Origin of the sequence: Ruegeria sp. HKCCSA071, assembly GCF_017872555.1 — a bacterium.
In the GTDB taxonomy this organism is placed as follows: Bacteria; Pseudomonadota; Alphaproteobacteria; order Rhodobacterales; family Rhodobacteraceae; genus Ruegeria.
The window spans coordinates 262,308-284,051 of sequence record NZ_JAEDOX010000001.1 but is presented as its reverse complement, the minus strand read 5'-3'; the positions used below and the strand labels follow the sequence as shown (position 1 = coordinate 284,051).

Genomic DNA, 21,744 nt, shown 5'->3' with positions numbered 1-21,744 from the left:
GGATTTTTACTCCTCAAACAGTTCCGACTGGTCTTCGTCCACTTCGTCTTCGCGCGCCTCGCCCAACGGGATCGCCCCCGGCGGAGGTCGGTTTTCCAACAAACCCGCAGCCCTTAGTTCCTTGAGACCCGGCAGGTCGCGGGCGTTCTCCAGACCAAAATGATCCAGAAACTCGGACGTCACCACAAATGTCACCGGACGACCCGGTGTCATGCGGCGCCGGCCCAACCTGATCCACTCCATCTCAAGCAACTGGTCAATCGTCCCGCGTGAGACTGACACACCGCGAATTTCCTCAATCTCGGCGCGGGTGCAGGGTTGGTGATACGCGACGATGGCCAATGTCTCAATCGCGGCCCGGCTGAGTTTACGGGACTCGACCGTTTCCTTCTGCATCAGAAAGCCCAGATCGGGGGCTGTGCGAATCGCCCATGCCTCTCCAACACGCACCACGCGCACGCCGCGCCCTTCGTAACGTCTCTGCAACAATTCAACGGCTTGCGCGGCGTCGCTTCCATGCGGCATCCGCGCTTCAAGATCGGCAATCGTCACCGGATCGGCACTGGCAAACAACACCGCCTCGACCATACGCTCCTGTTCCGCCAGGGGTGGCGCCTCGAACAGGGTACCGGTTTCTTCTGGGGCATCAGTCACGTGTCTGTGTCCTTTTGCGCAAATGGATCGGCGCGAATGTCTCGCTCTGCTTGATCTCCATATGTCCTTCTTTCACCAGTTCCAGCGAGGCCGCAAAGGTCGCAGCCGTCGCCGACCTGCGGCGCACCGGGTCAGTATCCCAACCATCGGGCAGATAGGTTTCCATATCGGTCCACGTCCCCGCAAAACCGATCAGCGGGCGCATCCGCTCCAGTGCCTGCTCCATCGTGAACACCGCATCGCGGTCCATCACAAAGGGGCGGAATTCGTCACGGGTGCGGATACGGGCATAACCCTGCATCAGGTCCAGCAGCGTGGCGGAATAAGTCACGGTGCGAATGCGGGTGACGTCCTCGCCCTGCCCGCGCTTGAAAAAATCACGACCCAGTTGGTCGCGGGCCATCAGCCGTGCAGCGACGTCGCGCATCGCCTGCAGGCGTTCAAGTTGAAACGCCAGATGCGCGGCCAGTTCTTCACCCGATGGCCCTTCGTCATCGGGGTCTGGCGGCAGCAGTAAACGGGACTTGAGAAAGGCCAGCCACGCCGCCATGACCAGATAATCGGCGGCCAGTTCAATGCGCAGCGCACGCGCCTTTTCAACAAAGGCCAGATATTGCTGCGCCAGCGCAAGAACCGAGATCTTGCGCAGATCCACTTTTTGCGTGCGTGACAGGGTCAACAAAACATCCAACGGGCCTTCGAACCCGTCGACATCAACAATCAGCGCTTCGGCCGCAAGACGATCCGCGACCGAGACAGGGTCTTCGCTAAAAAGATTATCGTTCATATACCTGCCCGCCCATTAGGGCAGATAGTTCCGCTTCGGCGGCTTGGATGTCAAGTTCCCGCGGGCGTTTGCGCATCGCCAGCGCCCGTTCTGCGCGGGCTTGTGCCACATCCGACATTTCTCCGGCAGTTTCCATCACAGCGGCACGTTCAGAAAAACTGCCATTGCAATGCAGGACCACATCACAGCCCGCCTGCAAAGATTGGCGAGTGAGGTCCGTCAACGCCCCACTGAGCGCCTTCATCGAGATATCGTCGGTCATGATCAGGCCGCCAAAGCCGATATTGTCTCGGATCAGGCCCATCATGGCCGCAGAAATGGTGGCTGGCCGGGGATCGATCTGATCAAAGACCAGATGCGCCGTCATCCCCATCGGCAGGTCGTTCAAGGCGCGGAACGGCGCGAAATCGCTGTATTCCAACTCTACCAGCGGCAAATCAACATGCGGCAGGTCATGGTGACTGTCCAAAGTGGCCCGGCCATGGCCGGGAATGTGCTTGAGAACCGGAAGAACGCCCCCGTCCAACAGGCCCTGTGCCACGGCCCTGCCGACCCTGGAAATCTGCTCAGGATCAAAGGCATAACAGCGGTTTTTCAGAAACGCGTGGGTCTCGGGCCGCGCCACATCGACCATGGGGGCACAGTTGCTGTCGATACCCAGACCAAACAGCTCATCCGCAATCAGGCGGTACCTGAGGTACATGGCGCGTTCCGCTTGATCACCCGCCCTGGTCACATGATCCAGCGGCGGCAGCCATTCGCGGGCCAAGCGTGCGCGCAAACGCTGTACGCGCCCACCTTCCTGATCAATGGTAATGGGACAGTTGCGCCCAACGGCCTCGCGGAAATCATCACACAAGGCCCGCACCTGATCGGCGCTTTCAATATTGCGGGCGAACAGGATGAACCCAAACGGGTTCATCTGGCGAAACAGGTCTCTTTCCTGCTGCGTCAGGCGCAGTCCTTCAGCATCTGTGATCGCTGCTCCGAACTTCACCTCACGGCCACCGGGATACAATCAGCGCCTTGCGCGACCAGAGCGGCGCAAAACTGGCGCGAGTCGCTCAGGTCTTCAAACCCCAGAACACGCAGGCGGTAGAAAGTCCGTCCACCGCTTGAGGTTTTCTGAATAACGCGTTGTTTTCCCGACAAATACTCACCAAACTGACCATTCAAACGGTCCCACTCGGCCTGTGCCACTTGCGTACTGTCATAAGCCCCAAGTTGCGCCAGCCGGGTTCCCTTGGCCAGTGTATCCGGATCAACATCCACCCCAACGGCTGCTTTCACCGCTGCATTAATGGCGTCTTCGGATTTCTCGCTGGGCGCGACCTGACTGCGGGTGGACCGTGCCGGACGCGTCACAGGGCGCAACGATCGGCGGACGCCCGGCAACTCGGCGAAACTCGGGTCCGGCAAGGCCGCAGCAAAATCTGCTGGGTCAATGGCGGGTTCTTCATCGGGGGTGGTCAGCGATGCCAGTTGCACACCGTCTTCGAACTCTTGCTGCGTTTCTGCTGCCGCACCCACCAATTCCGCAACCAGCGCATCTACTGCGTTCTGGCGCAGGCGCGCGGCCTCCTGCGTGGTGATAGGTTCTTCGACCACATGCAGCGCAGGGGTCGGCTTCAGTTCTCCGGCGGGCAGATCTTCGTCCGTCAAGGACACCGGGCGCGGTGCAAGGATCAACCGGTCGGCCGGCGCCGCAGCGCTGCCTTCGGCGGCGACGGCATTCACGGCAAAGCCCTGATGATCGGCGGGTGTTCCACCCGGATTTTCCGGCTGTACACGCATCGGCCCTTCGGCGGCGCGAACAACCGGCACGCCACTGACATCGCGCATGATCAGTTGATAGCCCCAGACCCCGACACCAGCGACCAGCGCCAAGGAAGCAACAGCCCCCAGGAAATTGACTGCCCTGCCCAGACCAAACGAGCCTCGCGGCGCGTCATCTTCCTGCATATCTTCGGGAAAATCATACACATCATCAGAATGCGCTTGATTCGGGTAATGAATCTGCCCGGGGCTTTGATGCCCCGAGTAATCGTAACTCGCCATGTCCGCCTCACTGCCCGTTTCGCGCCTGAAAATAAGGCCCGCGGGTCATTTCTTGCCTACCTCATACCGGCGGTTCGGGCGATATTTTTTACCGCATCTCCTGCGCCGGAGTAACGCCAAGAATACCCAAGCCCGCTGAAATCACAACAGAAACGGCCCGGGCCAAAGCGATTTTTGACTGGCTTGTGGCAACATCGCCATCCTGGATGAAACGCAATTGCGTCTCGTCATTGCCCTTGTTCCACAACGCATGAAAGTCGCCTGCAAGTTCATAAAGGTAAAAGGCGACCCTGTGCGGTTCATTGGTTCGCGCCGCAATCTCGACCAGCCGTGGCCATTCTGCCAGCTTCTTGGCAACAACCAGTTCCGAGGCATGATCGATCTTGCTCAGGTCAGCGTCCGCAAGGGTCGCATCATCAGCCGCAATTCCAGCTTCGGCCGCACGGCGCAGCACGCTCATGACACGGGCATGTGCGTATTGAACGTAGAACACGGGGTTCTCGCGGCTTTGTTCCAGCACCTTGTCAAAATCGAAATCCAACGGCGCGTCGTTCTTGCGGGTCAGCATAACAAACCGCGTCACGTCCGGGCCCACCTGATCGACCACATCGCGCAGAGTGACAAAGTTCCCCGCCCGCTTGGACATCTTGAACGGCTCACCGTTTTTCCACAGCTTCACCAGCTGCGTCAGCTTGATATCAAGCGGCACCTTACCGTCGGACAGCGCCGACACAGCGGCCTTCATCCGTTTGACATAGCCGCCATGGTCGGCGCCGAACACGTCGATCAGCGCGTCAAAACCACGGGTCACCTTGTCATAGTGATAAGCAATATCCGGGGCAAAATAGGTCCAGCTACCATCCGATTTCTTGACAGGGCGGTCGACGTCGTCCCCATGTTCGGTCGACTTGAAGAGGGTCTGTTCGCGTGGCTCCCAATCTTCGGGCTTTTTGCCCTTCGGCGGCTCGAGCACACCTTCGTAAATCAGGCCCTTGTCAGTCAGCGATTGCAATGCGGCCTCGATCCGACCAGTGCCATAGAGAGACTTTTCCGAGAAGAACACATCCATCTCGACGCCCAGCGCTTTCAGGTCAGCGCGAATAAGGTCCATCATCGCGTCGGTCGAGAACTCACGCACCTCTTCCAGCCAGTCACTTTCCGGCTTGTCGATCAGGCTGTCGCCGTATTTCTCTTTCAACGCCTCACCGATTGGGATCAGGTAGTCGCCGGGATAAAGACCTTCGGCAATTTCGGGGCTCAGACCATTGGCCTCGCGATAGCGTTCGTAAGCCGAGCGCGCCAGCACATCCACCTGCGCGCCGCCGTCGTTGATGTAATACTCGCGGGTCACGTCATGGCCGGAATAGGCCAGCAGGCTTGCCAGAGCATCCCCGAACACTGCACCCCGTGTATGACCCACGTGCAGCGGTCCGGTTGGGTTGGCCGAAACATATTCCACGTTGACCTTCTGCCCGTGGCCCATAGTCGAGCGGCCATAATCGGTGCCCTTCTCCAGCACAGCCGCCAGCACACCTTGCCAGACCGACGGTGCCAGCCGCAAATTGAGAAAGCCCGGACCTGCCACATCGGCGCTGGTGATCCGGTCATCCGCTGCCAGCTTCCCAGCCAAAACATCGGCAATGTCGCGCGGTTTCATCCTGGCCGGTTTTGCCAGCACCATCGCCGCGTTTGTCGCCATGTCGCCATGCGCCGCATCACGCGGCGGTTCGACCGCCACGTTGTCAAAACTCAGTCCCTCGGGCAACGCGCCTTCAGACTGCATCTGCGCCAGCGCGTCCAATACGAGGCTGCGGATCTCGGAAAACAGGTTCATTTCGGATGTCCTTTTGCTTGTCGCGGGGTTTACCACGCAATGCGGCAAGGTCAATGGAAGCCTATTGTTTGAACTCGGTTGGCGCCAAATGCCCGCCAATCTCGCCCGAATATCCGCTGCCTGAGACCTCAATTGCCCTGCGCGCTGTCTGTCGAGCTGCCACCGACCACCATTTCCCGGCTGCGCAAGACACATCACCCAACCTGCAAAAAGGCCGCGAAAGCGGATTATTACCCGTGTCGTTGCAGCGCAATCAGCCCGTCAGCCGTGCGTGATCCTGCAAGGCAAAACGGTCGGTCATACCTGCGATATAGTCCGATACGATCCGGGCCAGAGCGGTCTCGTCCGCCGCAGCTTCAATATCCTCGTGCCAGCGTGAGGGCATCTGTTTCGGGTCGCTCAGATAGATCGGAAACAAGTCTTCGACAACCGTTGCAACCTCGGCCCGTACCTTCATGACGCTGGGTGCGCGATACATCCGGGTGAACAGGAACGCCCTGATTTGTTTCAGATCCGTCCAAGTTCCGGCCGAGAATTGGATGACAGGATACCCGAGATGGCGAATCTCTTCGACCGTCTGCGCGCCCGAGGCCGCAATCAAGTCACGCGACGTTGTAATAACGTCCGCCACCATGACGCCAAAAACCCGCCGGAGTGATTCATGACGTCGCCGATACGGATCAAGGCCGGGGTATTTCGCATCTACATCCGCGTAACACGCCCCCACGATCGGAAGGTGACGCAAATCATCATCTTCAAACAACCCCGCGCGCAATCCATCCAGAAGGTCGTGATTGTTGTAAGCAATGTCATCAGACAAGGCCGCCACCTGCGCCTCGGCACTTGCATGGGTATGAAGTTCAAGATCAAAGCCCTGGTTGCATTCCGCCAGGGCCCAGGGCAATTCGCCAACAACTGGGCCGTTATGCTTGGCGATACCCTCCAGGCACTCCCAGGTCAGATTGCATCCGTCAAACCCGGCATAATGCCGCTCCAGCTTCGTTACGATCCGAATGGCCTGAGCGTTGTGATCAAACCCCCCGTAAGGCGCCATCAGCGCGTGGAGGGCGTCCTCACCCGTATGACCAAAGGGGGTATGACCCAGGTCGTGCGCCAGGGCTACAGCTTCGGTGAGTTCTGGATTCAGGCCCAACGCCCCTGAAATGGTTCGCGCGACCTGAGCGACTTCGATGGAATGGGTCAGCCGTGTTCGATAGCTGTCACCTTCGTGCTCGACAAAGACTTGCGTCTTGTGCTTGAGCCGTCGAAACGCACTGGCATGAATGATCCGGTCGCGATCGCGCTGAAAGCTTGACCGGAAGCTGCTTTCTTCCTCTGGCACCAGCCGCCCCCTTGCGCGGTCTGGGTCCGAAGCAAAACCTGCTCTGTCCAAAGGCCTTGTCCTTGTCGGCTGTCTTTTGGTTTCATATATTGTAGGACGCTTGGGAAATAAACCTTTGGAGACCGGCATGAATCTGCCCCCATCAGTCACCGAACGCGCCTATGACCGCCTCGCCGAGATCGGTGCCGCGGAACAGGGTCAAGCCCTGCGTGTCGCAGTGGAGGGCGGTGGATGTTCCGGTTTTCAATATGAAATCGCTCTGGACACGCCAAACACCGATGACCTCATCCTTGAAGGCAAGGGGCAAAAAGTCATCGTCGACCCTGTCTCTCTGCCCTTTCTTGAAAACGCTGTGATCGATTTCACTCAGGAGCTTATCGGTGCACGGTTTGTGATCGACAATCCCAACGCCACCTCGTCCTGTGGCTGCGGCACGTCGTTTTCAATGTAACCAGTGGGGGGCTTTGCCCCCACACCCCCAGGATATTTTCAGCCAGATGAAGCAGGGATCCACTCTCTGACTATAGCGACCAGAGAGCTTCACCTGGCGCGGTCATCGGCGTCCCCGCCTGTACCGCCCTTTCAAGTATCGAGAAAATGGTTAAGGATCCGTTTCTTCATCTGGCTAAAAATATCCCGGAGCGCGAGGCAGAGCCTCGCTAGTCCGATCTCCGACTTGCCGCTGGGCCCGTTCTGAGCGATAGGTTGCCACAAGGCTTCGGAGGATCGCGCATGAAAATCGCCACGTTCAACATCAATGGCATCAAGGCGCGAACCGAGGCGCTGCCCCGCTGGCTGGACGACGCCCAGCCCGACGTTGTCCTTCTTCAAGAAATCAAATCCGTCGACGAAAACTTCCCCCGCGAGATGTTTGAAGATCGCGGGTACAACGTGGAAACACACGGGCAAAAAAGCTTCAATGGTGTCGCGATCCTGTCGAAGCTTCAGCTGGAGGATGTATCACGCGGCCTTCCCGGCGATGACAATGATGAACAGGCACGCTGGATCGAGGCGACTGTCGTGGGCAAAAAGGCCCTGCGACTCTGTGGGCTGTATCTGCCCAACGGGAATCCGGCACCCGGACCGAAATACGATTACAAGCTGGCCTGGATGGAACGGCTTTACGACCGCGCCAAGGCCCTGATGAAGTCAGAGGAGCCGGCTCTGATGGCTGGAGACTATAACATCATCCCACAGGCCGAGGATGCCAAACGCCCCGATGCCTGGCAGGAAGACGCGTTGTTCCGCCCGGAAAGCCGGTCCGCCTTTCGAAAAATCCTGAACCTTGGCTTTACCGAGGCCTTCCGCGCGACAACGCAGGGTCCAGACCACTATTCTTTCTGGGATTATCAGGCTGGCGCGTGGAACCGGAATGACGGAATTCGGATTGATCATTTCCTGCTAACGCCACAAGCGGCCGACCTCATGCGGGATTGCCAGATTGATGCCGCTGTTCGGGGGCACGAAAAGCCATCCGATCACGTTCCTGTCTGGATTGACCTGGATCTTTGAGGCCCTAGGCAGCCGTGACGTCGTGACTGTAGATCCACTCATAGCGTTGTGACAACCGGGCACCAACGACCCGCAGCACACATTGCGCAGCCATACGGGCTGGACCGCGCAGATGAAAGTTCCGCGCATTTGACCCGGCCGCCGCGACAACGCGCTGCGCCCTTGGCTTGCGGGTTGTTTCATAGGCCGCTAGTGCGTTGGTGATACCCGATCGTTCGTCAAACGCACGCGCCAGCACCCAGGCGTCCTCGAGCGCCAGACATGCCCCTTGTGCCATGAATGGCAACGTCGGATGGGCCGCGTCCCCCAGCAGTGCCAACCGACCATTCTGCCAGTTTTGTGCGACAGGCCGAAGAAACAATGCCCACAGATGCACTTCCGTGACTTTCGACAGAATGTCGCGCACGGGGCCACCGAAATCTGAAAAGCGCTTGCGCAGCTCTTCAGGGTCGCCCGTCTGACGCCATCCTTCTTCCCGCCAGTCCGAGCGCTCCTCGACCGCAACAATGTTCATCATGCTTTCGTCACGCAACGGATAGGTCACCACATGCCTCCCCGACCCCATCGTCAGGGATGCGGAAACCGGATCATGACCGGGCTGCCAGGGGATGGTGGCGCGCCAGGCCACTTGATGCGTGAACTCCGGCACCTCTGCCCCGTTCAAAGCCGGACGGAGCATGCTACGGCCGCCATCGGCCGCAATGGCGCATTCAGCGCGAATTCGCTCGCCTGACGCCAAGACCACCTCTGCCTCGTTGGGATGCTTCTGCACATGCGAAACTCTGGTGCCCAACCGGATATCCACGCCTGCCGCACAAGCCGCGTCATGAAGAAGGTTCAGAAGGTCGGCACGGTGATAGTAATAGGTCGGACCAGCTGAGGGGCCCGGCAGTTGACTGACCACGCGCCCTTTTCGGTAATCGCGCAAGACCGTTCCATGGGACTTCTGCCCGACGGAAAGACCCGTGACACCAAGGGCATGAAGAACGCGCATCCCGTTCTCACTGATCTGCAAACCAGCACCGACTTCGGTCAGGGCCGGGGCTTGCTCCAGAAGCGTGACATGCGCCCCACGGTGTTGCAGCGCCAGTGCCGAGGCCAGCCCGCCGATTCCACCGCCGATTACACAGAATTTCAATCCGTCTATCTTCATGACACCCGCATAACGCAAAAACGCCGGAGCCACAGGCCCCGGCGCTTGGATTTCTTACACATACCCGGCGATTAATCGTCGCGGTGGACCTTTTCGCGACGCTCGTGGCGCTCTTGCGCTTCAAGTGTCATGGTTGCAATCGGTCGCGCGTCCAAACGCTTCAGCGAGATCGGATCGCCCGTCATTTCGCAATACCCGTATTCGCCATCATCGATCCGGCGCAGGGCCGAGTCGATCTTTGCGACCAGCTTTCTCTGACGATCACGGGTCCGAAGTTCCAGCGCACGGTCTGTTTCTTCGCTGGCGCGGTCCGCGACGTCCGGAATGTTGCGGGTGTTGTCTTGCAGCCCTTCGATGGTGTCGCGGCTACCAGCCAGTAACTCTGTCTTCCAATCCAGCAGCTTGCGACGGAAATACTCAAGCTGACGATCATTCATGAAAGGCTCATCTTCGGCCGGACGGTAATCTTCCGGCAGAAAAACTTCCTGCTTCATATTTGCTCCCTCGGTTTGGCCAGTGACGTCGTTCGCGGCTGTTTCAGCTGACATTTGGCTCTCCCTTCTGCGCAGCGTTTAGCCGACGGGCGGTGGAATGTCACTACACAAACGTTGCACGACAGTGCACCCCCGCGGATTTGTCTAACTATGAGACAAACATCAACAAAACCTTGTATTTCTATGAAATTTGACAGGCTTTTTTGGGGCGACAGGCACAACGCCTGCGAATGGTCTTTACCGGAATCAAGCAAAAGGGCTTGGAGTTGCAGCACAATTCCCGAGGGGCGACGCAGGGACGCGGGTTGTAAAAAACCTTGCCGCTCTGTAACCCGGAAACCACAACCTGCCCGTCCAACGCAAAATACGCACGAGAGGCCCATGACCGCACGTTTCCAAGGTACAGCCGAATATGTCGCCACCGACGATCTGACCATTGCCGTGAACGCCGCCGTCACGCTTGAACGCCCCCTGCTGGTAAAGGGCGAGCCCGGTACCGGCAAGACCGAGTTGGCCAGACAGGTGGCCGGGGCGCTGGGGCTGAGAATGATCGAGTGGAACGTGAAATCCACCACACGCGCGCAGCAGGGTCTTTATGAATATGATGCCGTCAGTCGCCTGCGTGACAGCCAACTGGGCGAAGAGCGTGTCCATGACGTGTCGAACTATATCCGCAAGGGAAAGCTGTGGCAGGCCTTCGACGCCGAAGAAAAGGTTGTTCTGCTGATCGACGAAATCGACAAGGCGGATATCGAGTTCCCCAACGACCTGTTGCAAGAGCTCGATAAGATGGAGTTCCACGTCTATGAAACGGGCGAGACAGTCCGGGCCAAGCACCGCCCCATCGTCATCATAACCTCGAACAACGAAAAAGAGCTGCCCGACGCCTTCCTGCGCCGCTGTTTTTTCCACTATATCCGCTTTCCGGACGAGGCGACGATGCGCCGGATCGTCGATGTGCACCATCCCGGCATCAAGGACGCGCTTCTGACCGCCGCGCTGACGCAATTCTATGAAATCCGCGAGACGCAAGGGCTCAAGAAAAAGCCCTCGACCTCTGAGGTGCTGGACTGGCTGAAGCTTTTGCTGGCCGAGGATCTGACGGCCGAAGACCTCAGGCGTGACGGGGCCAGCGCGCTGCCGAAGCTGCATGGCGCTTTGCTGAAAAATGAACAGGATGTGCATTTGTTCGAACGTCTTGCTTTCATGGCACGTGGCAAACGCTAGCCTGCGTGTGAACAACTTGTGATCACGGCTTGCCATTGGGTATCTCGGGTGTCAGCATCGAGATACCTGACGCAACCGCGTTTCGAAGCAGCAATATTGGGGTCATTACTTGGCGAACGCTCTGACAATCCGGACCCTGCGGGCCGAGGACAAAGATCAGTGGGCCGAAATGTGGCGGGATTATCTGGCGTTTTATGAAACCACCCTGCCTGAAAACGTGTATGAATCGACCTTTTCCAGATTGTTGGGCGACGAGCCGCAGCATTTTTCCTGTTTTGTCGCGGAACAGGAGGGCGTTTTGGTCGGGCTGACGCATTACCTGTTTCATCGCCACGCCTGGAAAGTGGAAAAGGTCTGTTACCTGCAAGACCTGTTCGCCCGACCTGAAACCCGAGGAACGGGCGTCGGTCGCGCTTTGATTCAGGCGGTTTATGAAGAGGCCGATCGCCAGGGCGCCCCATCCGTTTACTGGCTGACGCAAGAGTTCAACACCACGGCACGCCACCTTTATGATCGCATCGGCACCCTGACACCGTTCATCAAGTACGCCCGCCCATGATGCGTTTGGGCGCCCTTTTTCTGGCGCTGGTTATCGCTGGCTGCACATCTGTCGAGACAATCGAACTCGGGAACGATGCCCCATATGTCGAAGTGGCGTTGCCGCCGGCCAAGTCTTTTGCGGCTCCGCGTCCCTCTCCACCGGCACGGTCCAATACGAACATCGCGTCGGATTTCCTGTCCCTGCATTTCGAACTCGAAAGCGGGGCCGCCCTGCCCGTTTTCACCCGGTTCGAAACTCCGATCACCGTTCGCCTGACCGGATCGCCGACACAAAGTATGCAACAGGATTTGACCCGCCTGCTGAACCGCCTGAAGCGCGAGGCGGGTATCAACATCCGACAAATCAACGAAGGTCAGGCCAATATCACGATCGAAGCGGTCAGCCAGAAGGACATTCTGAAAATTCTGCCAAACGCGGCCTGTTTCGTGGTGCCAAACGCGTCCAGCCTGGCTGAGTATCAGCGCGACCGTCGCAAAACCAAAAGCAGTTGGGTTGAGCTGCGCCAACGCGAACGATTGGGGATATTCATCCCCTATGATGTCAGCCCGCAGGAAATGCGCGATTGCCTGCACGAAGAACTGGCGCAGGCCCTTGGTCCGCTGAACGACCTCTATCATCTGCCGGATTCGGTGTTCAACGACGACAATATTCATACGGTCTTGACCGGGTTCGACATGCTGATCCTGCGCGCGGCTTATGCGCCCGAACTGCACACCGGCATGACCCGCGATCAGGTCGCCGCCGTCATCCCCGGAATTCTCAGTCGTCTAAATCCACGCGGCGACAGAATAGCTGCGCAACCCCCCACAAATACTCCCCGAGAGTGGATCAACGCGATCCAGAAATCACTGGGACCGGGGCCGGGTTCCCCCCGACAGATGCGCGCCGCGCAAAAGGCAGCCCGCATCGGGCAGCAATTGGGATGGACGGATCATCGCCGCGCCTATCCCCACTACCTTATGGGTCGGATGGAGCAGTTTCGAGACCCGGCAGAGGCCCAGCGGCAGTTCAAGATCGCGCAACAATTTCTTCGCGCGACGCCCGGAACCGAGGTTCATCAGGCTTATGTCTCAACCCAAACCGCAGCCTTTGCGCTTGCGCAGGATCGCGGGCCCGAGGTCCTGCCCGAACTGGATCAGGCCATCGACGTGATGACCCGGGCGGAAAACGCTTCGCTTCTGGCAACGTTGCTGCTGTTGAAATCCGAGGCCTTGAAGCAGGCCGGTCAATTGCAGCAGGCACGCGCCGTCAGGCTGGACAGCCTTGGATGGGCGCGATACGGGTTCGGTTCGGATTTGGTGGCTCAATCTCTGGTTCAAAACAGTGGCCGACGCCCCGCTGACAGCACGAAAGACGGATGAAACACATATGTTGCTAGTACTGGGAATGGCGATACTGGGTGCAATCCTGGGCGCTTTGACCGCAAAAAAACGCAATGGAAACGGTGCTGACATGGCGCAGTATGCCGCCGGATATGGGATCGCTTTTGCGCTTGTGGGGCTGGTGATCTCGCTGGTTCTGCTTCGCATGGTGGCGTGACCCGATGTTCCTGCCCTTTTTCGAAAACCTCCGCAAAGCGGGCATCCCGGTATCGCTCCGGGAGTATCTGACTTTTCTGGAAGGCATGAGAAAGGGTCTGGTCACCTATGATGTCGAAGCGTTTTATTACCTTGCCCGGGTGTCGATGGTGAAGGACGAGCGCAATATCGACAAATTCGACCGCGCCTTTGCCGCCAGTTTTGAGGGCTTGGGCGAGATCAGTTTCGATCAGATGTTGGAAGCTGTCGATATCCCCGCCGATTGGCTCGCCAAGATGGCCGAGAAACACCTGTCGGACGAGGAGAAAGCCGAAATCGAAGCGCTAGGCGGTTTCGACAAGCTGATGGAAACACTGCGCGAACGACTCAAGGAACAACAAGGCCGCCACCAGGGCGGCAACAAGTGGATCGGCACCGCCGGAACCTCTCCGTTCGGGGCCTGTGGGTACAACCCTGAAGGCGTCCGTATTGGTCAGAAAGAAAGCCGCCACCAGCGTGCGGTCAAGGTCTGGGACAAGCGGGAATTCAGGAACCTGGACGACACGGTTGAACTGGGCACCCGCAACATCAAGGTCGCCCTGAAACGCCTGCGCCGCTGGGCGCGGGAGGGAGCAGCCGAAGAGCTGGATCTGGACGGCACCATCCGCGCCACGGCCGAGCATGGCTATCTGGATGTCAAAACCCGGCCCGAGCGTCACAACGCGGTGAAGGTGCTGTTGTTTCTGGACGTCGGCGGCTCGATGGACCCGCACATCAAGGTGGTTGAAGAGCTGTTTTCCGCTGCAAGAACCGAGTTCAAGCATCTGGAATATTACTACTTCCACAATTGCCTGTATGAAGGGGTCTGGCGCGACAACCGCCGCCGCTGGAACCAACAGACCCCGACCCACGAAGTACTGCGCACCTATGGATCCGACTACAAGTGCATCTTTGTCGGCGACGCCTCGATGAGCCCCTATGAGATTGCCTATCCCGGCGGTGCCAATGAACATTGGAATCAGGAAGCCGGGCAAGTCTGGCTACAACGCGCGCGCGAACAGTGGGCGTCAAATCTGTGGATCAACCCGGTGCCCGAGAAATACTGGGAATACACCCACTCCATCGGCATGATCCGCGACATCTTTGAAGATCGCATGGTGCCCATGACACTGGCTGGTCTGGAAAAGGGAATGCGCGAGCTGACGCGCTGACACACGCCATCAGGTATTCCTGCTGATTAATACCTTGACCTCAAGCTGGGTTGAGCTTTCACAGTATCCCGGTTGCCGTTTGAAAACCTGAGGAGCTTACTGTGCATCTGCTGACAATCCTGGATCACCCAAAGCCGAACTCCTTTACGGCCGCCGCTGTCGCGAAACTCAGCGAAGGCGCAAAGGCGGCTGGCCATACTACCGAGATTGCGGATTTGCATGCAGAAGGGTTCGATCCACGCTGGTCAATGGCGGACATAGAAGGCGAAGCAGGCACTGGCGCACCGCAAGACATACTTGCGGAACAAACACGGATTGCGCGCGCCGATGCAATCTGCCTGGCGTTTCCGTTGTTCTGGTGGGGAATGCCTTCGATGATGAAAGGCTGGGTCGACCGCGTGTGGATGTGGGGCTGGGCCTACGATCAGTTGGACGATCCGGAAAAGTCCCTCCAGAGGTCCCGAACAGGGTTACTGTTGGTGCCAGCCGGTGCGCGTTCTGACGAAATGGAAGCCAAAGGATACACCGACGCGCTTGAGACACTCTGGACGAAAGGCACGTTTGGGTATTTCGGGTTTTCACCCCGGAAACTCGAGCTGTTGCATGGTGCGACCGGGTCAGCCCTGCGTCGACAGGCGCTTTTGGAACGTTGCTATGAAATTGGACTTACGCTTCCGCAACCTGAAAGCGATCCATGAACACGGTTACATCGACAGCCTCACTTCGAAATGAAACAGAACAGAGAAAAGCTGTTATTTTCCATTTGCTCTTGGGGTGTTGAAAACCCATATCTAACCCATGCTTCGCCTGACCCCGATCCTGCTGGCCATTGCCTATGGAATTGTGATGTACCGGATTTCCGTCTGGCGCACCCATCGGGAACTGGACGCAAAATCGACCGAACTTGTTGACCCGGCCCTCAAGCGCATGACCGACCGGCTGGCTGCCGCGCTCGAGATCGAACGGGTCCCGGTTTATATCTACGAGATCGACCCGGTGAACGGGTTGGCCGCACCGGACGGGCGGATATTCATCACCCGGGGATTTTATCGCAAATTCCGCAACGGCGAGGTTTCGGCTGAGGAAATGGCCAGTGTAATCGCGCATGAGTTGGGCCATGTAGCGCTGGGTCACGCGCGGCGGCGGATGATCGATTTTTCGGGGCAAAATGCGATGCGAACAGCACTGATCATGGTCCTGAACCGGTTCATCCCTTTTGTCGGGGCGATGATTGCCAATGCGTTGACCGCACTGATCGCCTCGCGCCTGTCGCGGGGGGATGAGTATGAAGCGGATGAATACGCAGCCGCTTTGCTGACAAAAGCCGGTATCGGAATAGGCCCGCAGAAATCACTGTTTCACAAGCTGGAAGAGTTGACACAGCAGCGCGCCGGGGTGGTCCCGGCATGGCTGATGAGCCATCCCAAGACGGATGAACGTGTTGCGGCGCTGGAAAAGCTTGAACAGCGTTGGGCACAGCGGTGATGCCTGTGCTGCGAGAGGCCAGCCTCTCGCGCTCTCCGGGATATTTTTGGCCAGATGAAGCTGGACCCCACTCAGGTGGCGAGTGCCTTGCCCAATCGCGGAAGCCGGGCTTTTTTCATGAGCGCGCGGAGCGTCCACTGTTCGGCTGAGAGGCGATTGGCTTCGGCAAGGACCTGAGTGGCAAGTGTGCCCATGCCCTCTGGATTGAATCGCCAGAAGCCGTACAACAGGCTGTCGGGATCTTTCCGGTCAAGCCCTTCATCCGTCAGGATATTTTTGGGGAAATCCTTGGCATTTACCGTGACAATCAGATCAGCGGAAGCCGCGATTGCTGTGGCCAGCACATGGATATCTGCTGCGTCCGGCAGCCACAGGCGGTTTTGAAGACCCTCGTTCGCTGGACGTTCGGCATCTGGCCAGGCCGCTTGCACCAGCGCGATTTCAGCGCGCGCCTGCGCTTCACCCGTCGGGCCCAGCTTGCGGGCGGCGCGGGCCCATTCTTCGAGGATGCGGACGGACCAGATCGGGGTGAAATGCCCCAATCGTGCGGCACCCAACAGCATCTCGCGCATGACCGTTGGATAGAGGACACAAGTATCGAGAACAGCCTTCATAGGCGGTAGAACACCGCTTTGAGGTAGCCGCTTTCCGCCAGTTGCGGCAGTTGCGGATGATCCGGCCCGGCAAATCCGGTGTGGATCAGTTGCGCCTGTCGGCCCGCGCGGCCAATCCCGCGGGAGGAGGCATCGCGAAACCGCCCCAGATCGGCGGCATGAGAACACGAGCACAGCCCCAGATAGCCGCCGGGTTTGACCAGAGGTGCGGCAAGCCGCGCGATACGCTCATAAGCGCGCAATCCCGCATCCAGCGCTTGTTTTGACGGGGCAAAGGCAGGTGGGTCACAGATGACCACGTCAAACGCCGCACCCTCGTCCCCCAATTGGGTCAACACATCGAACGCATCGCCCTGCCGTATCTGGAACCTGTCGCCAAGGCCCGAAGCCTCGGCACCTTTGGCGGCCAGTTCCAGCGCGGCAGCAGACCCATCGACGGACAGGGCTTGTCCGGCTCCTGCGGCCAGCATCGCCAGGCCAAAGCCGCCAACATGGCTGAACACGTCAAGCACCTGCGCTCCGGGATGTACCAGCCGTGCGGCAAAGGCATGGTTGGGGCGTTGATCGTAAAACAGGCCGGTTTTCTGACCTCCGGTCAGGTCGGCCATATACGTGGCACCATTCATCGGCACAGGCAGGGGTGCGTCGGGTGCGGTGCCGTGCAAAGTCAGGTTCTCATCGTCCAGCCCTTCCAGCCCGCGCGTGCGTCCCGAGGCGTTTTTCAGCACCGTCGTCACGCCTGCGACCTTGACTAGCGTTTCGGTGAGCGTATCCAGATGCACCTCGGCCCAGGCCGCGTTGGGCTGGATGACACAGCTATCGCCAAACCTGTCGATGATCACACCGGGAAAGCCATCGGCCTCGGCATGGACCAGACGGTAGAAAGGCGCATCAAACAAGCGTTCACGCAATGCAAGGGCGCGGCTAAGGCGGGTTTCGAACCAAGTATTGTCCAATTGTGCGGTGGTATCACGATCCAGCACCCTGCACATGATTTTTGAGTCAGGGTTGACCGCCACCAGCGCAAGCGCCGCGCGGTTGTCATCCTCGAGAATCGCCAGTGCGCCCGCGGGGATCTTGCGCGTGCGGCGGTCTGTGACAATGTCATTTGCATAGACCCAGGGGAAGCCATGGCGCAGCCCGCGCGCGTTGGCTTTGGGTTTCAGGCGGATACGGGGGCGGTCGGCAGTTTGGGTCATGGCGCTCTCTTAGTCGCGAATGTGCCGATGGAAAAGCCCTAGCGGTTCCGAGAGCGCCAGCCGCCACGCCGTTTCGGGGTTTGGGCCCCCTGAAGGCCCTCGGACAGAACCTGAGTCATGGGATGATCCGGGCTGTGCAGCGCGTATGCCGCGTGCAATTCGGTCAGCGCCGTGTTCTGGTCACGCTCTTCGGGCAAGCTGAGCGCCCAGTCCAGAAATATGCTGCGGCATTCCGGCAGGGTGATGCCTTCGATGCGATAGGCTTCCTGGATCAGACCTTTGTGGTCATTGGGATCAGTACTGCGTGCCATCTTCGCCCTCTTGGATCACGCCGCCGATCAGGTCGGCCGCAGTTGTGTAACTCTCCTGCAATACCCGTTGCAGTGCATCGACCTGTTCAAACCCGGTGGCACGGCACAGGAAATCCACACCTCCTTCACCGATCTGCTCCGCCTCGATGACCTTGCCCGAGAGAAGCCGGGCCGCACATTGCACCGACCAGCATAGGCTGTAGCAGTCTTTCAGGGATTGCGCCTGCGCGACATCCAGCAACCCGGCAGCGACGGCTCCATCGAGGCCCGAGGACACATCGCGTGCCGTAGTCCCTGCCAGCAAGGCTCCGGTTTCGGCCATCAGTTCGATATCCATCAGGCGGCCGGGCCCGTTTTTAGCATCCCAGATCCCGGCGGGTGCCTTGGCCGCGGCCAGACGCGTTCGCATTTCGGCGACTTCGCGCAAGACCTTGTCCCGCTCGCGTGGGCGCGACAGAAACCCGGCGCGGAACGCTTCGATATCATTTGCCAAACCGGCATCACCCGCAACGACATGAGCACGGGTCAGGGCCAGATGTTCCCACACCCAGGCCTCATTCTGCTGATAATTGGTAAAGCTGGCCCAACTGGTGGCGACTGGTCCCTGATTGCCGGACGGGCGCAGGCGCATGTCGACCTCATACAGCCTCCCCTGAGACATCGGAGCCGAAAGTGCCGTGATCAGCGCCTGCGTGAACCGCGCATAATAGGTGCGCGTGGCCAAAGGACGCGGACCATCGGACATGTCCTGATCCTGCGGATCATAGATCACAATCATGTCCAGATCGGATTGCGAATTGATCCGTCCTGCGCCCAGCGATCCCATGCCCAACACCGCCGCTCCGCGTCCCGGTGCGGGACCGTGTTTACGGGCGAAATTCTCGGTAACATAGGGCAGGATGGCGGCAATCACCGATTGTGCTAGCTCTGCATATTGCCGGCCTGCCTGTGCTCCGTCGATCAGACCCCGCAAGTGGTGGACGCCGACCCGGAAATGCCATTCCTTACACCAGCGCCGCGCAAAGTCGAGCCGGGTTTCATAGTCAGACTCCTCCGCCAACGCACGGGCCAGTTCGACCTGCAATTCCTTCAGCCCCGGCCAATCGGCAAAGAAACTGCCGCCGATCACCGCGTCGAAAACCGAGGCATTGCGCGACAGATGCGAGGCCAGAGCGTGAGACGTGCCAACGATATCGACCAGAAGGTCGATCAGTTGCGGATTGGCCTCGAACAAGGAAAACAGCTGAACCCCGGCGGGAAGGCCAGACAGAAACCCATCCAGCGCCATCAACGCCTCGTCCGGTTTGGCGGTCTTGGCGAGACGCGACAGCAGCTCGGGCCGCAACCGTTCGAATATCCGCGACCCGCGCTGGGACCTTAAGGCCGGATAGGTCGTCCACCGGGCCAGGACACTCTGATCAAACTCCACATCCTGCGCCGCCAAAGGTGCAGGACCGGGCCCGGGCGCAAAAAATCCTTCGGTCAGTTCGTGCACTTCGGTCAGGCGGTTTTTCACGTCCTGTTGCAGTTCATCACTTTCGATCCCCATCAAACAGGCGATACGTTCGATGCCTTCCTGTGATTTCGGCACCTTATGCGTCTGTGCATCATGAACCATCTGAATGCGGTGTTCGACTTCGCGATGCGCCCGGTAATGATCGGTCAGTTTGTCCGCGACATCCTGCGGCACCCAGCCTTTTGACGCCAACGCCGCCAACCCGGGAACCGTTCCACGCACCCGCAAATCCGGATCGCGGCCGCCTGCGATCAACTGACGGGTCTGGGTGAAGAACTCGATCTCGCGAATACCGCCCTGCCCCAGCTTCATGTCGTGGCCCGGGATCGACAAGGCCCCGCCCGTACCTTTGTTTTCCCGGATGCGCAGGCGCATGTCATGCGCGTCCTGAATGGCGGCAAAATCCAGATGGCGACGCCAGACAAAAGGGCGCAGACTGTCCAGAAACCGCTGCCCCGCGGCCAAGTCTCCGGCGCAGGGGCGGGCCTTGATATATGCCGCGCGTTCCCATGTGCGGCCAAGGCTTTCGTAGTACCGTTCAGCGGCCTCCATTGCCATGCAAACCGGTGTTACGGCGGGATCTGGCCTCAGCCTCAGATCTGTACGGAAAACATAGCCATCGGCAGTCTTGTCGCTGAGCGTTGCGCAGAAGTTCCGCGTTGCCCGCACCATGCCCTGCCGGGCCTCGTAGAAGTCATCCGGGTCAAACCGTGTCTCATCAAACAGCACAATCAGATCGATATCCGAGCTGTAGTTCAGCTCATACGCGCCCATCTTGCCCATGGCCAGAATGACCATCCCGGCGGCAGTTTCGATAGCATCCTCGGTCATACCCGGCAATTTGTTGCGCCGGATCAACATGGCGATCTCGGCCTTGGCCGCAACATCCGCGGCCAGTGCTCCGAAATCGGTCAGCGCCGCGGTGACTTTCTCAAGCGGCCAGGCACCTGCAATGTCGGCAAGCGCGGTCAACAACGCCACACGCCGCTTGGCCTGCCGCAATCCGGATTTCAGCTGATCCGGCGGCAGCTCACGCGCATCCGCCATGACTTCAGACAGAGCCTGATCCGGGCGCATTATGGCATCAGGCAGCCATTCCCTTTCACGCTCGATCAGGCCTTTCAGATATGGGCTGGACCCGGCTGTTCCCGCCACCAGCTCTCCCATCTCCTGCGACAGATCAGGTATCAGAGCGCGGGTTTCATTGCCCAGAGACGGATCAAACGCACGCGGAAGGCGGGTAATGGCAAGAGCGTCAGTCATGCGCGCACCCTGCGCATTGCGGGGCGCAATCGTCAATGGGGCATTCTGATTAGGTTTCCTGAACCGGCGTATCCTGACTGAAGCTGTTGATCCATACGTCGTTTCTTCTTTCCCACAAAGATGAAATCAGCATTGCCTCGCGCCGATCTGCGCCCGGGCGTAGGTAATCGGCGCGGTATGACAACAAGACGATATCCGGGGTCAAAATGCGTAACCGGGCGTCACTCAGATCAAACTCGGCCATCGTTGGCGCATCTGCAAATTGCCCGACGTGATCGTCCCGATTGGCAAACCCCGTGGGATAAACGCCCAGAAAATCCGCGCTCAGCAAGGCGCGGTCGGCGCTTGCATTACCTTCAACCAGCGCCACCCAGACCTGTGTTTCCAGTTCAAGTATGTCCTTTAGTGCAGGGGCAGCTTTGTTGTCCGTCATATCCATACTCCGACCCTGCGAGCCAGTTCCTGAAACGTCAACCGGATTGCATAATGTAAATCTTTTTCACATTACCCCTTGCGCCCGTCCAAACGGTACCCCATCTATGCAATGTGAATAGAGTTTACATCAACCCTGGAGAGCTCAAATGACCGCACTGTCCGACCCCGCCGTCCCCGCGAATCCGGGATGGCTTTACCGAACCGAAGCCTGGCTGGATGACAAAGGCAAAGGGGCCTGGATCGCCGCCATGGTTCTTGGTTTCATCTTCTTCTGGCCCGTTGGCCTTGCCCTACTGGCCTATATGATCTGGAGCAAACGCATGTTCAGCAAATCCTGCAACCGTCGTAAATCCTGGCACAGCCACATGAGCGCAATGAAACCCTCGGGCAACAGCGCCTTTGACGCCTACAAAGCAGATACCCTGGCCCGCTTGGAACGTGAACAACAGGATTTCGAAGCCTTCCTGCGTCGCCTGCGTGACGCCAAGGACAAGGCCGAATTCGACCAATTCATGGATGAACGCGCCCGCGAGAACCATGACGAAGACGGCAAGGGCGAGCCCGCCTGAT

The 21,744-nt window shown here is 58.9% G+C and carries 24 protein-coding genes; 11 read left to right on the top strand and 13 right to left on the bottom strand.

Features of this window, described 5'->3' with window-relative positions; all coding sequences use genetic code 11:
• Positions 1–6: 6 nt before the first annotated feature.
• From scpB to argS, 5 genes are all read right to left on the bottom strand, one after another.
• The gene (gene scpB / locus I9188_RS01410; RefSeq protein ID WP_209503670.1) at positions 7–654 is read right to left on the bottom strand and encodes an SMC-Scp complex subunit ScpB; all 648 of its coding nucleotides are present in this window, start codon (positions 652–654) and stop codon (positions 7–9) included.
• Positions 647–1,441, bottom strand: coding sequence for a ScpA family protein (locus tag I9188_RS01405; protein ID WP_209503669.1), 795 nt, complete (start codon positions 1,439–1,441; stop codon positions 647–649). Before I9188_RS01405 ends, scpB begins: the two co-directional genes overlap by 8 nt.
• Positions 1,431–2,438 carry a beta-N-acetylhexosaminidase gene (gene nagZ / locus I9188_RS01400; protein WP_209503668.1) on the bottom strand — a complete coding sequence of 336 codons (1,008 nt, stop codon included), beginning with the start codon at positions 2,436–2,438 and terminating at the stop codon, positions 1,431–1,433. Before nagZ ends, I9188_RS01405 begins: the two co-directional genes overlap by 11 nt.
• Positions 2,435–3,499 (bottom strand): SPOR domain-containing protein, encoded by a 1,065-nt coding sequence (locus tag I9188_RS01395; RefSeq protein WP_209503667.1) that lies wholly within the window; start codon positions 3,497–3,499, stop codon positions 2,435–2,437. Before I9188_RS01395 ends, nagZ begins: the two co-directional genes overlap by 4 nt.
• Positions 3,500–3,587: 88 nt before the next feature.
• On the bottom strand, positions 3,588–5,333 hold the full coding sequence (argS, locus tag I9188_RS01390; RefSeq protein ID WP_209503666.1) for an arginine--tRNA ligase: 1,746 nt from the start codon (positions 5,331–5,333) through the stop codon (positions 3,588–3,590).
• 53 nt (positions 5,334–5,386) lie between these two features.
• Between argS and I9188_RS01385 the strand changes: the two genes are divergently transcribed.
• Entirely contained in the window at positions 5,387–5,608 is a 222-nt protein-coding gene (locus I9188_RS01385) for a hypothetical protein (RefSeq protein ID WP_209503665.1), read from the top strand.
• On the opposite strand, the gene I9188_RS01380 is transcribed toward I9188_RS01385, so the two are convergent.
• Positions 5,587–6,726, bottom strand: coding sequence for a deoxyguanosinetriphosphate triphosphohydrolase (locus I9188_RS01380; protein ID WP_209503664.1), 1,140 nt, complete (start codon positions 6,724–6,726; stop codon positions 5,587–5,589). The genes I9188_RS01385 and I9188_RS01380 overlap by 22 nt on opposite strands.
• Positions 6,727–6,802: 76 nt before the next feature.
• Between I9188_RS01380 and I9188_RS01375 the strand changes: the two genes are divergently transcribed.
• Entirely contained in the window at positions 6,803–7,126 is a 324-nt protein-coding gene (locus tag I9188_RS01375; protein WP_209503663.1) for an iron-sulfur cluster assembly accessory protein, read from the top strand.
• 281 nt (positions 7,127–7,407) lie between these two features.
• Positions 7,408–8,187, top strand: coding sequence for an exodeoxyribonuclease III (gene xth / locus I9188_RS01370; protein ID WP_209503662.1), 780 nt, complete (start codon positions 7,408–7,410; stop codon positions 8,185–8,187).
• 4 nt (positions 8,188–8,191) lie between these two features.
• Here the strand turns inward: xth and I9188_RS01365 are convergent, their stop codons facing one another.
• Both I9188_RS01365 and dksA read right to left on the bottom strand, forming a co-directional pair.
• The gene (locus I9188_RS01365; RefSeq protein WP_209503661.1) at positions 8,192–9,340 is read right to left on the bottom strand and encodes an FAD-dependent monooxygenase; all 1,149 of its coding nucleotides are present in this window, start codon (positions 9,338–9,340) and stop codon (positions 8,192–8,194) included.
• Positions 9,341–9,411: 71 nt separating this feature from the next.
• The gene (dksA, locus tag I9188_RS01360; protein ID WP_209504868.1) at positions 9,412–9,834 is read right to left on the bottom strand and encodes an RNA polymerase-binding protein DksA; all 423 of its coding nucleotides are present in this window, start codon (positions 9,832–9,834) and stop codon (positions 9,412–9,414) included.
• 381 nt (positions 9,835–10,215) lie between these two features.
• Here dksA and I9188_RS01355 point away from each other — a divergent pair, with 381 nt between their 5' ends.
• From I9188_RS01355 to I9188_RS01325, 7 genes are all read left to right on the top strand, one after another.
• Complete coding sequence (locus I9188_RS01355; protein WP_209503660.1) at positions 10,216–11,061, top strand: MoxR family ATPase; 846 nt, start codon at positions 10,216–10,218, stop codon at positions 11,059–11,061.
• Between the two features lie 109 nt (positions 11,062–11,170).
• A complete protein-coding gene (locus I9188_RS01350) occupies positions 11,171–11,620 on the top strand; it encodes a GNAT family N-acetyltransferase (RefSeq protein ID WP_348540312.1) in 450 nt (149 codons plus the stop codon).
• Positions 11,617–12,984, top strand: coding sequence for a DUF2927 domain-containing protein (locus tag I9188_RS01345; protein ID WP_209503659.1), 1,368 nt, complete (start codon positions 11,617–11,619; stop codon positions 12,982–12,984). Before I9188_RS01350 ends, I9188_RS01345 begins: the two co-directional genes overlap by 4 nt.
• A gap of 7 nt (positions 12,985–12,991) precedes the next feature.
• Positions 12,992–13,162, top strand: coding sequence for a hypothetical protein (locus I9188_RS01340; RefSeq protein ID WP_209503658.1), 171 nt, complete (start codon positions 12,992–12,994; stop codon positions 13,160–13,162).
• 4 nt (positions 13,163–13,166) lie between these two features.
• Entirely contained in the window at positions 13,167–14,351 is a 1,185-nt protein-coding gene (locus I9188_RS01335) for a VWA domain-containing protein (protein ID WP_209503657.1), read from the top strand.
• Positions 14,352–14,452: 101 nt separating this feature from the next.
• Positions 14,453–15,049 carry an NAD(P)H-dependent oxidoreductase gene (locus I9188_RS01330; protein WP_209503656.1) on the top strand — a complete coding sequence of 199 codons (597 nt, stop codon included), beginning with the start codon at positions 14,453–14,455 and terminating at the stop codon, positions 15,047–15,049.
• A gap of 100 nt (positions 15,050–15,149) precedes the next feature.
• The gene (locus I9188_RS01325; protein WP_209503655.1) at positions 15,150–15,836 is read left to right on the top strand and encodes a M48 family metallopeptidase; all 687 of its coding nucleotides are present in this window, start codon (positions 15,150–15,152) and stop codon (positions 15,834–15,836) included.
• A 71-nt stretch (positions 15,837–15,907) separates the two neighbouring features.
• On the opposite strand, the gene I9188_RS01320 is transcribed toward I9188_RS01325, so the two are convergent.
• Genes I9188_RS01320 through I9188_RS01300 form a run of 5 tightly spaced genes read right to left on the bottom strand, consistent with a single transcriptional unit; the run spans position 15,908 to position 21,172 of the window.
• On the bottom strand, positions 15,908–16,450 hold the full coding sequence (locus I9188_RS01320) for a PIN domain-containing protein (RefSeq protein ID WP_209503654.1): 543 nt from the start codon (positions 16,448–16,450) through the stop codon (positions 15,908–15,910).
• Positions 16,447–17,649, bottom strand: a complete 1,203-nt coding sequence (locus I9188_RS01315) for a class I SAM-dependent rRNA methyltransferase (protein ID WP_209503653.1) — start codon at positions 17,647–17,649, stop codon at positions 16,447–16,449. Before I9188_RS01315 ends, I9188_RS01320 begins: the two co-directional genes overlap by 4 nt.
• A gap of 38 nt (positions 17,650–17,687) precedes the next feature.
• Positions 17,688–17,960, bottom strand: a complete 273-nt coding sequence (locus I9188_RS01310; RefSeq protein WP_209503652.1) for a hypothetical protein — start codon at positions 17,958–17,960, stop codon at positions 17,688–17,690.
• On the bottom strand, positions 17,944–20,739 hold the full coding sequence (locus tag I9188_RS01305; protein ID WP_209503651.1) for a glutamine-synthetase adenylyltransferase: 2,796 nt from the start codon (positions 20,737–20,739) through the stop codon (positions 17,944–17,946). Before I9188_RS01305 ends, I9188_RS01310 begins: the two co-directional genes overlap by 17 nt.
• Positions 20,740–20,788: 49 nt before the next feature.
• The gene (locus I9188_RS01300; protein WP_348540311.1) at positions 20,789–21,172 is read right to left on the bottom strand and encodes a nuclear transport factor 2 family protein; all 384 of its coding nucleotides are present in this window, start codon (positions 21,170–21,172) and stop codon (positions 20,789–20,791) included.
• Positions 21,173–21,320: 148 nt separating this feature from the next.
• Between I9188_RS01300 and I9188_RS01295 the strand changes: the two genes are divergently transcribed.
• Entirely contained in the window at positions 21,321–21,743 is a 423-nt protein-coding gene (locus tag I9188_RS01295; RefSeq protein WP_209503649.1) for a DUF2852 domain-containing protein, read from the top strand.
• Position 21,744 lies beyond the last annotated feature (1 nt).

What these genes read in the sequence shown, in the direction of transcription:
- I9188_RS01300 (WP_348540311.1), bottom strand. Translation starts at nt 21,172, where the DNA reads ATGACGGACAACAAAGCTGCCCCTGCACTAAAGGACATACTTGAACTG.
- argS (WP_209503666.1), bottom strand. Translation starts at nt 5,333, where the DNA reads ATGAACCTGTTTTCCGAGATCCGCAGCCTCGTATTGGACGCGCTGGCG.
- xth (WP_209503662.1), top strand. Translation starts at nt 7,408, where the DNA reads ATGAAAATCGCCACGTTCAACATCAATGGCATCAAGGCGCGAACCGAG.
- dksA (WP_209504868.1), bottom strand. Translation starts at nt 9,834, where the DNA reads ATGAAGCAGGAAGTTTTTCTGCCGGAAGATTACCGTCCGGCCGAAGAT.
- I9188_RS01340 (WP_209503658.1), top strand. Translation starts at nt 12,992, where the DNA reads ATGTTGCTAGTACTGGGAATGGCGATACTGGGTGCAATCCTGGGCGCT.
- I9188_RS01395 (WP_209503667.1), bottom strand. Translation starts at nt 3,499, where the DNA reads ATGGCGAGTTACGATTACTCGGGGCATCAAAGCCCCGGGCAGATTCAT.
- I9188_RS01385 (WP_209503665.1), top strand. Translation starts at nt 5,387, where the DNA reads ATGGAAGCCTATTGTTTGAACTCGGTTGGCGCCAAATGCCCGCCAATC.
- I9188_RS01295 (WP_209503649.1), top strand. Translation starts at nt 21,321, where the DNA reads ATGACCGCACTGTCCGACCCCGCCGTCCCCGCGAATCCGGGATGGCTT.
- I9188_RS01310 (WP_209503652.1), bottom strand. Translation starts at nt 17,960, where the DNA reads ATGGCACGCAGTACTGATCCCAATGACCACAAAGGTCTGATCCAGGAA.
- I9188_RS01305 (WP_209503651.1), bottom strand. Translation starts at nt 20,739, where the DNA reads ATGACTGACGCTCTTGCCATTACCCGCCTTCCGCGTGCGTTTGATCCG.
- I9188_RS01335 (WP_209503657.1), top strand. Translation starts at nt 13,167, where the DNA reads ATGTTCCTGCCCTTTTTCGAAAACCTCCGCAAAGCGGGCATCCCGGTA.
- I9188_RS01355 (WP_209503660.1), top strand. Translation starts at nt 10,216, where the DNA reads ATGACCGCACGTTTCCAAGGTACAGCCGAATATGTCGCCACCGACGAT.
- I9188_RS01375 (WP_209503663.1), top strand. Translation starts at nt 6,803, where the DNA reads ATGAATCTGCCCCCATCAGTCACCGAACGCGCCTATGACCGCCTCGCC.
- I9188_RS01405 (WP_209503669.1), bottom strand. Translation starts at nt 1,441, where the DNA reads ATGAACGATAATCTTTTTAGCGAAGACCCTGTCTCGGTCGCGGATCGT.
- I9188_RS01315 (WP_209503653.1), bottom strand. Translation starts at nt 17,649, where the DNA reads ATGACCCAAACTGCCGACCGCCCCCGTATCCGCCTGAAACCCAAAGCC.
- I9188_RS01345 (WP_209503659.1), top strand. Translation starts at nt 11,617, where the DNA reads ATGATGCGTTTGGGCGCCCTTTTTCTGGCGCTGGTTATCGCTGGCTGC.
- I9188_RS01325 (WP_209503655.1), top strand. Translation starts at nt 15,150, where the DNA reads ATGCTTCGCCTGACCCCGATCCTGCTGGCCATTGCCTATGGAATTGTG.
- I9188_RS01365 (WP_209503661.1), bottom strand. Translation starts at nt 9,340, where the DNA reads ATGAAGATAGACGGATTGAAATTCTGTGTAATCGGCGGTGGAATCGGC.
- I9188_RS01320 (WP_209503654.1), bottom strand. Translation starts at nt 16,450, where the DNA reads ATGAAGGCTGTTCTCGATACTTGTGTCCTCTATCCAACGGTCATGCGC.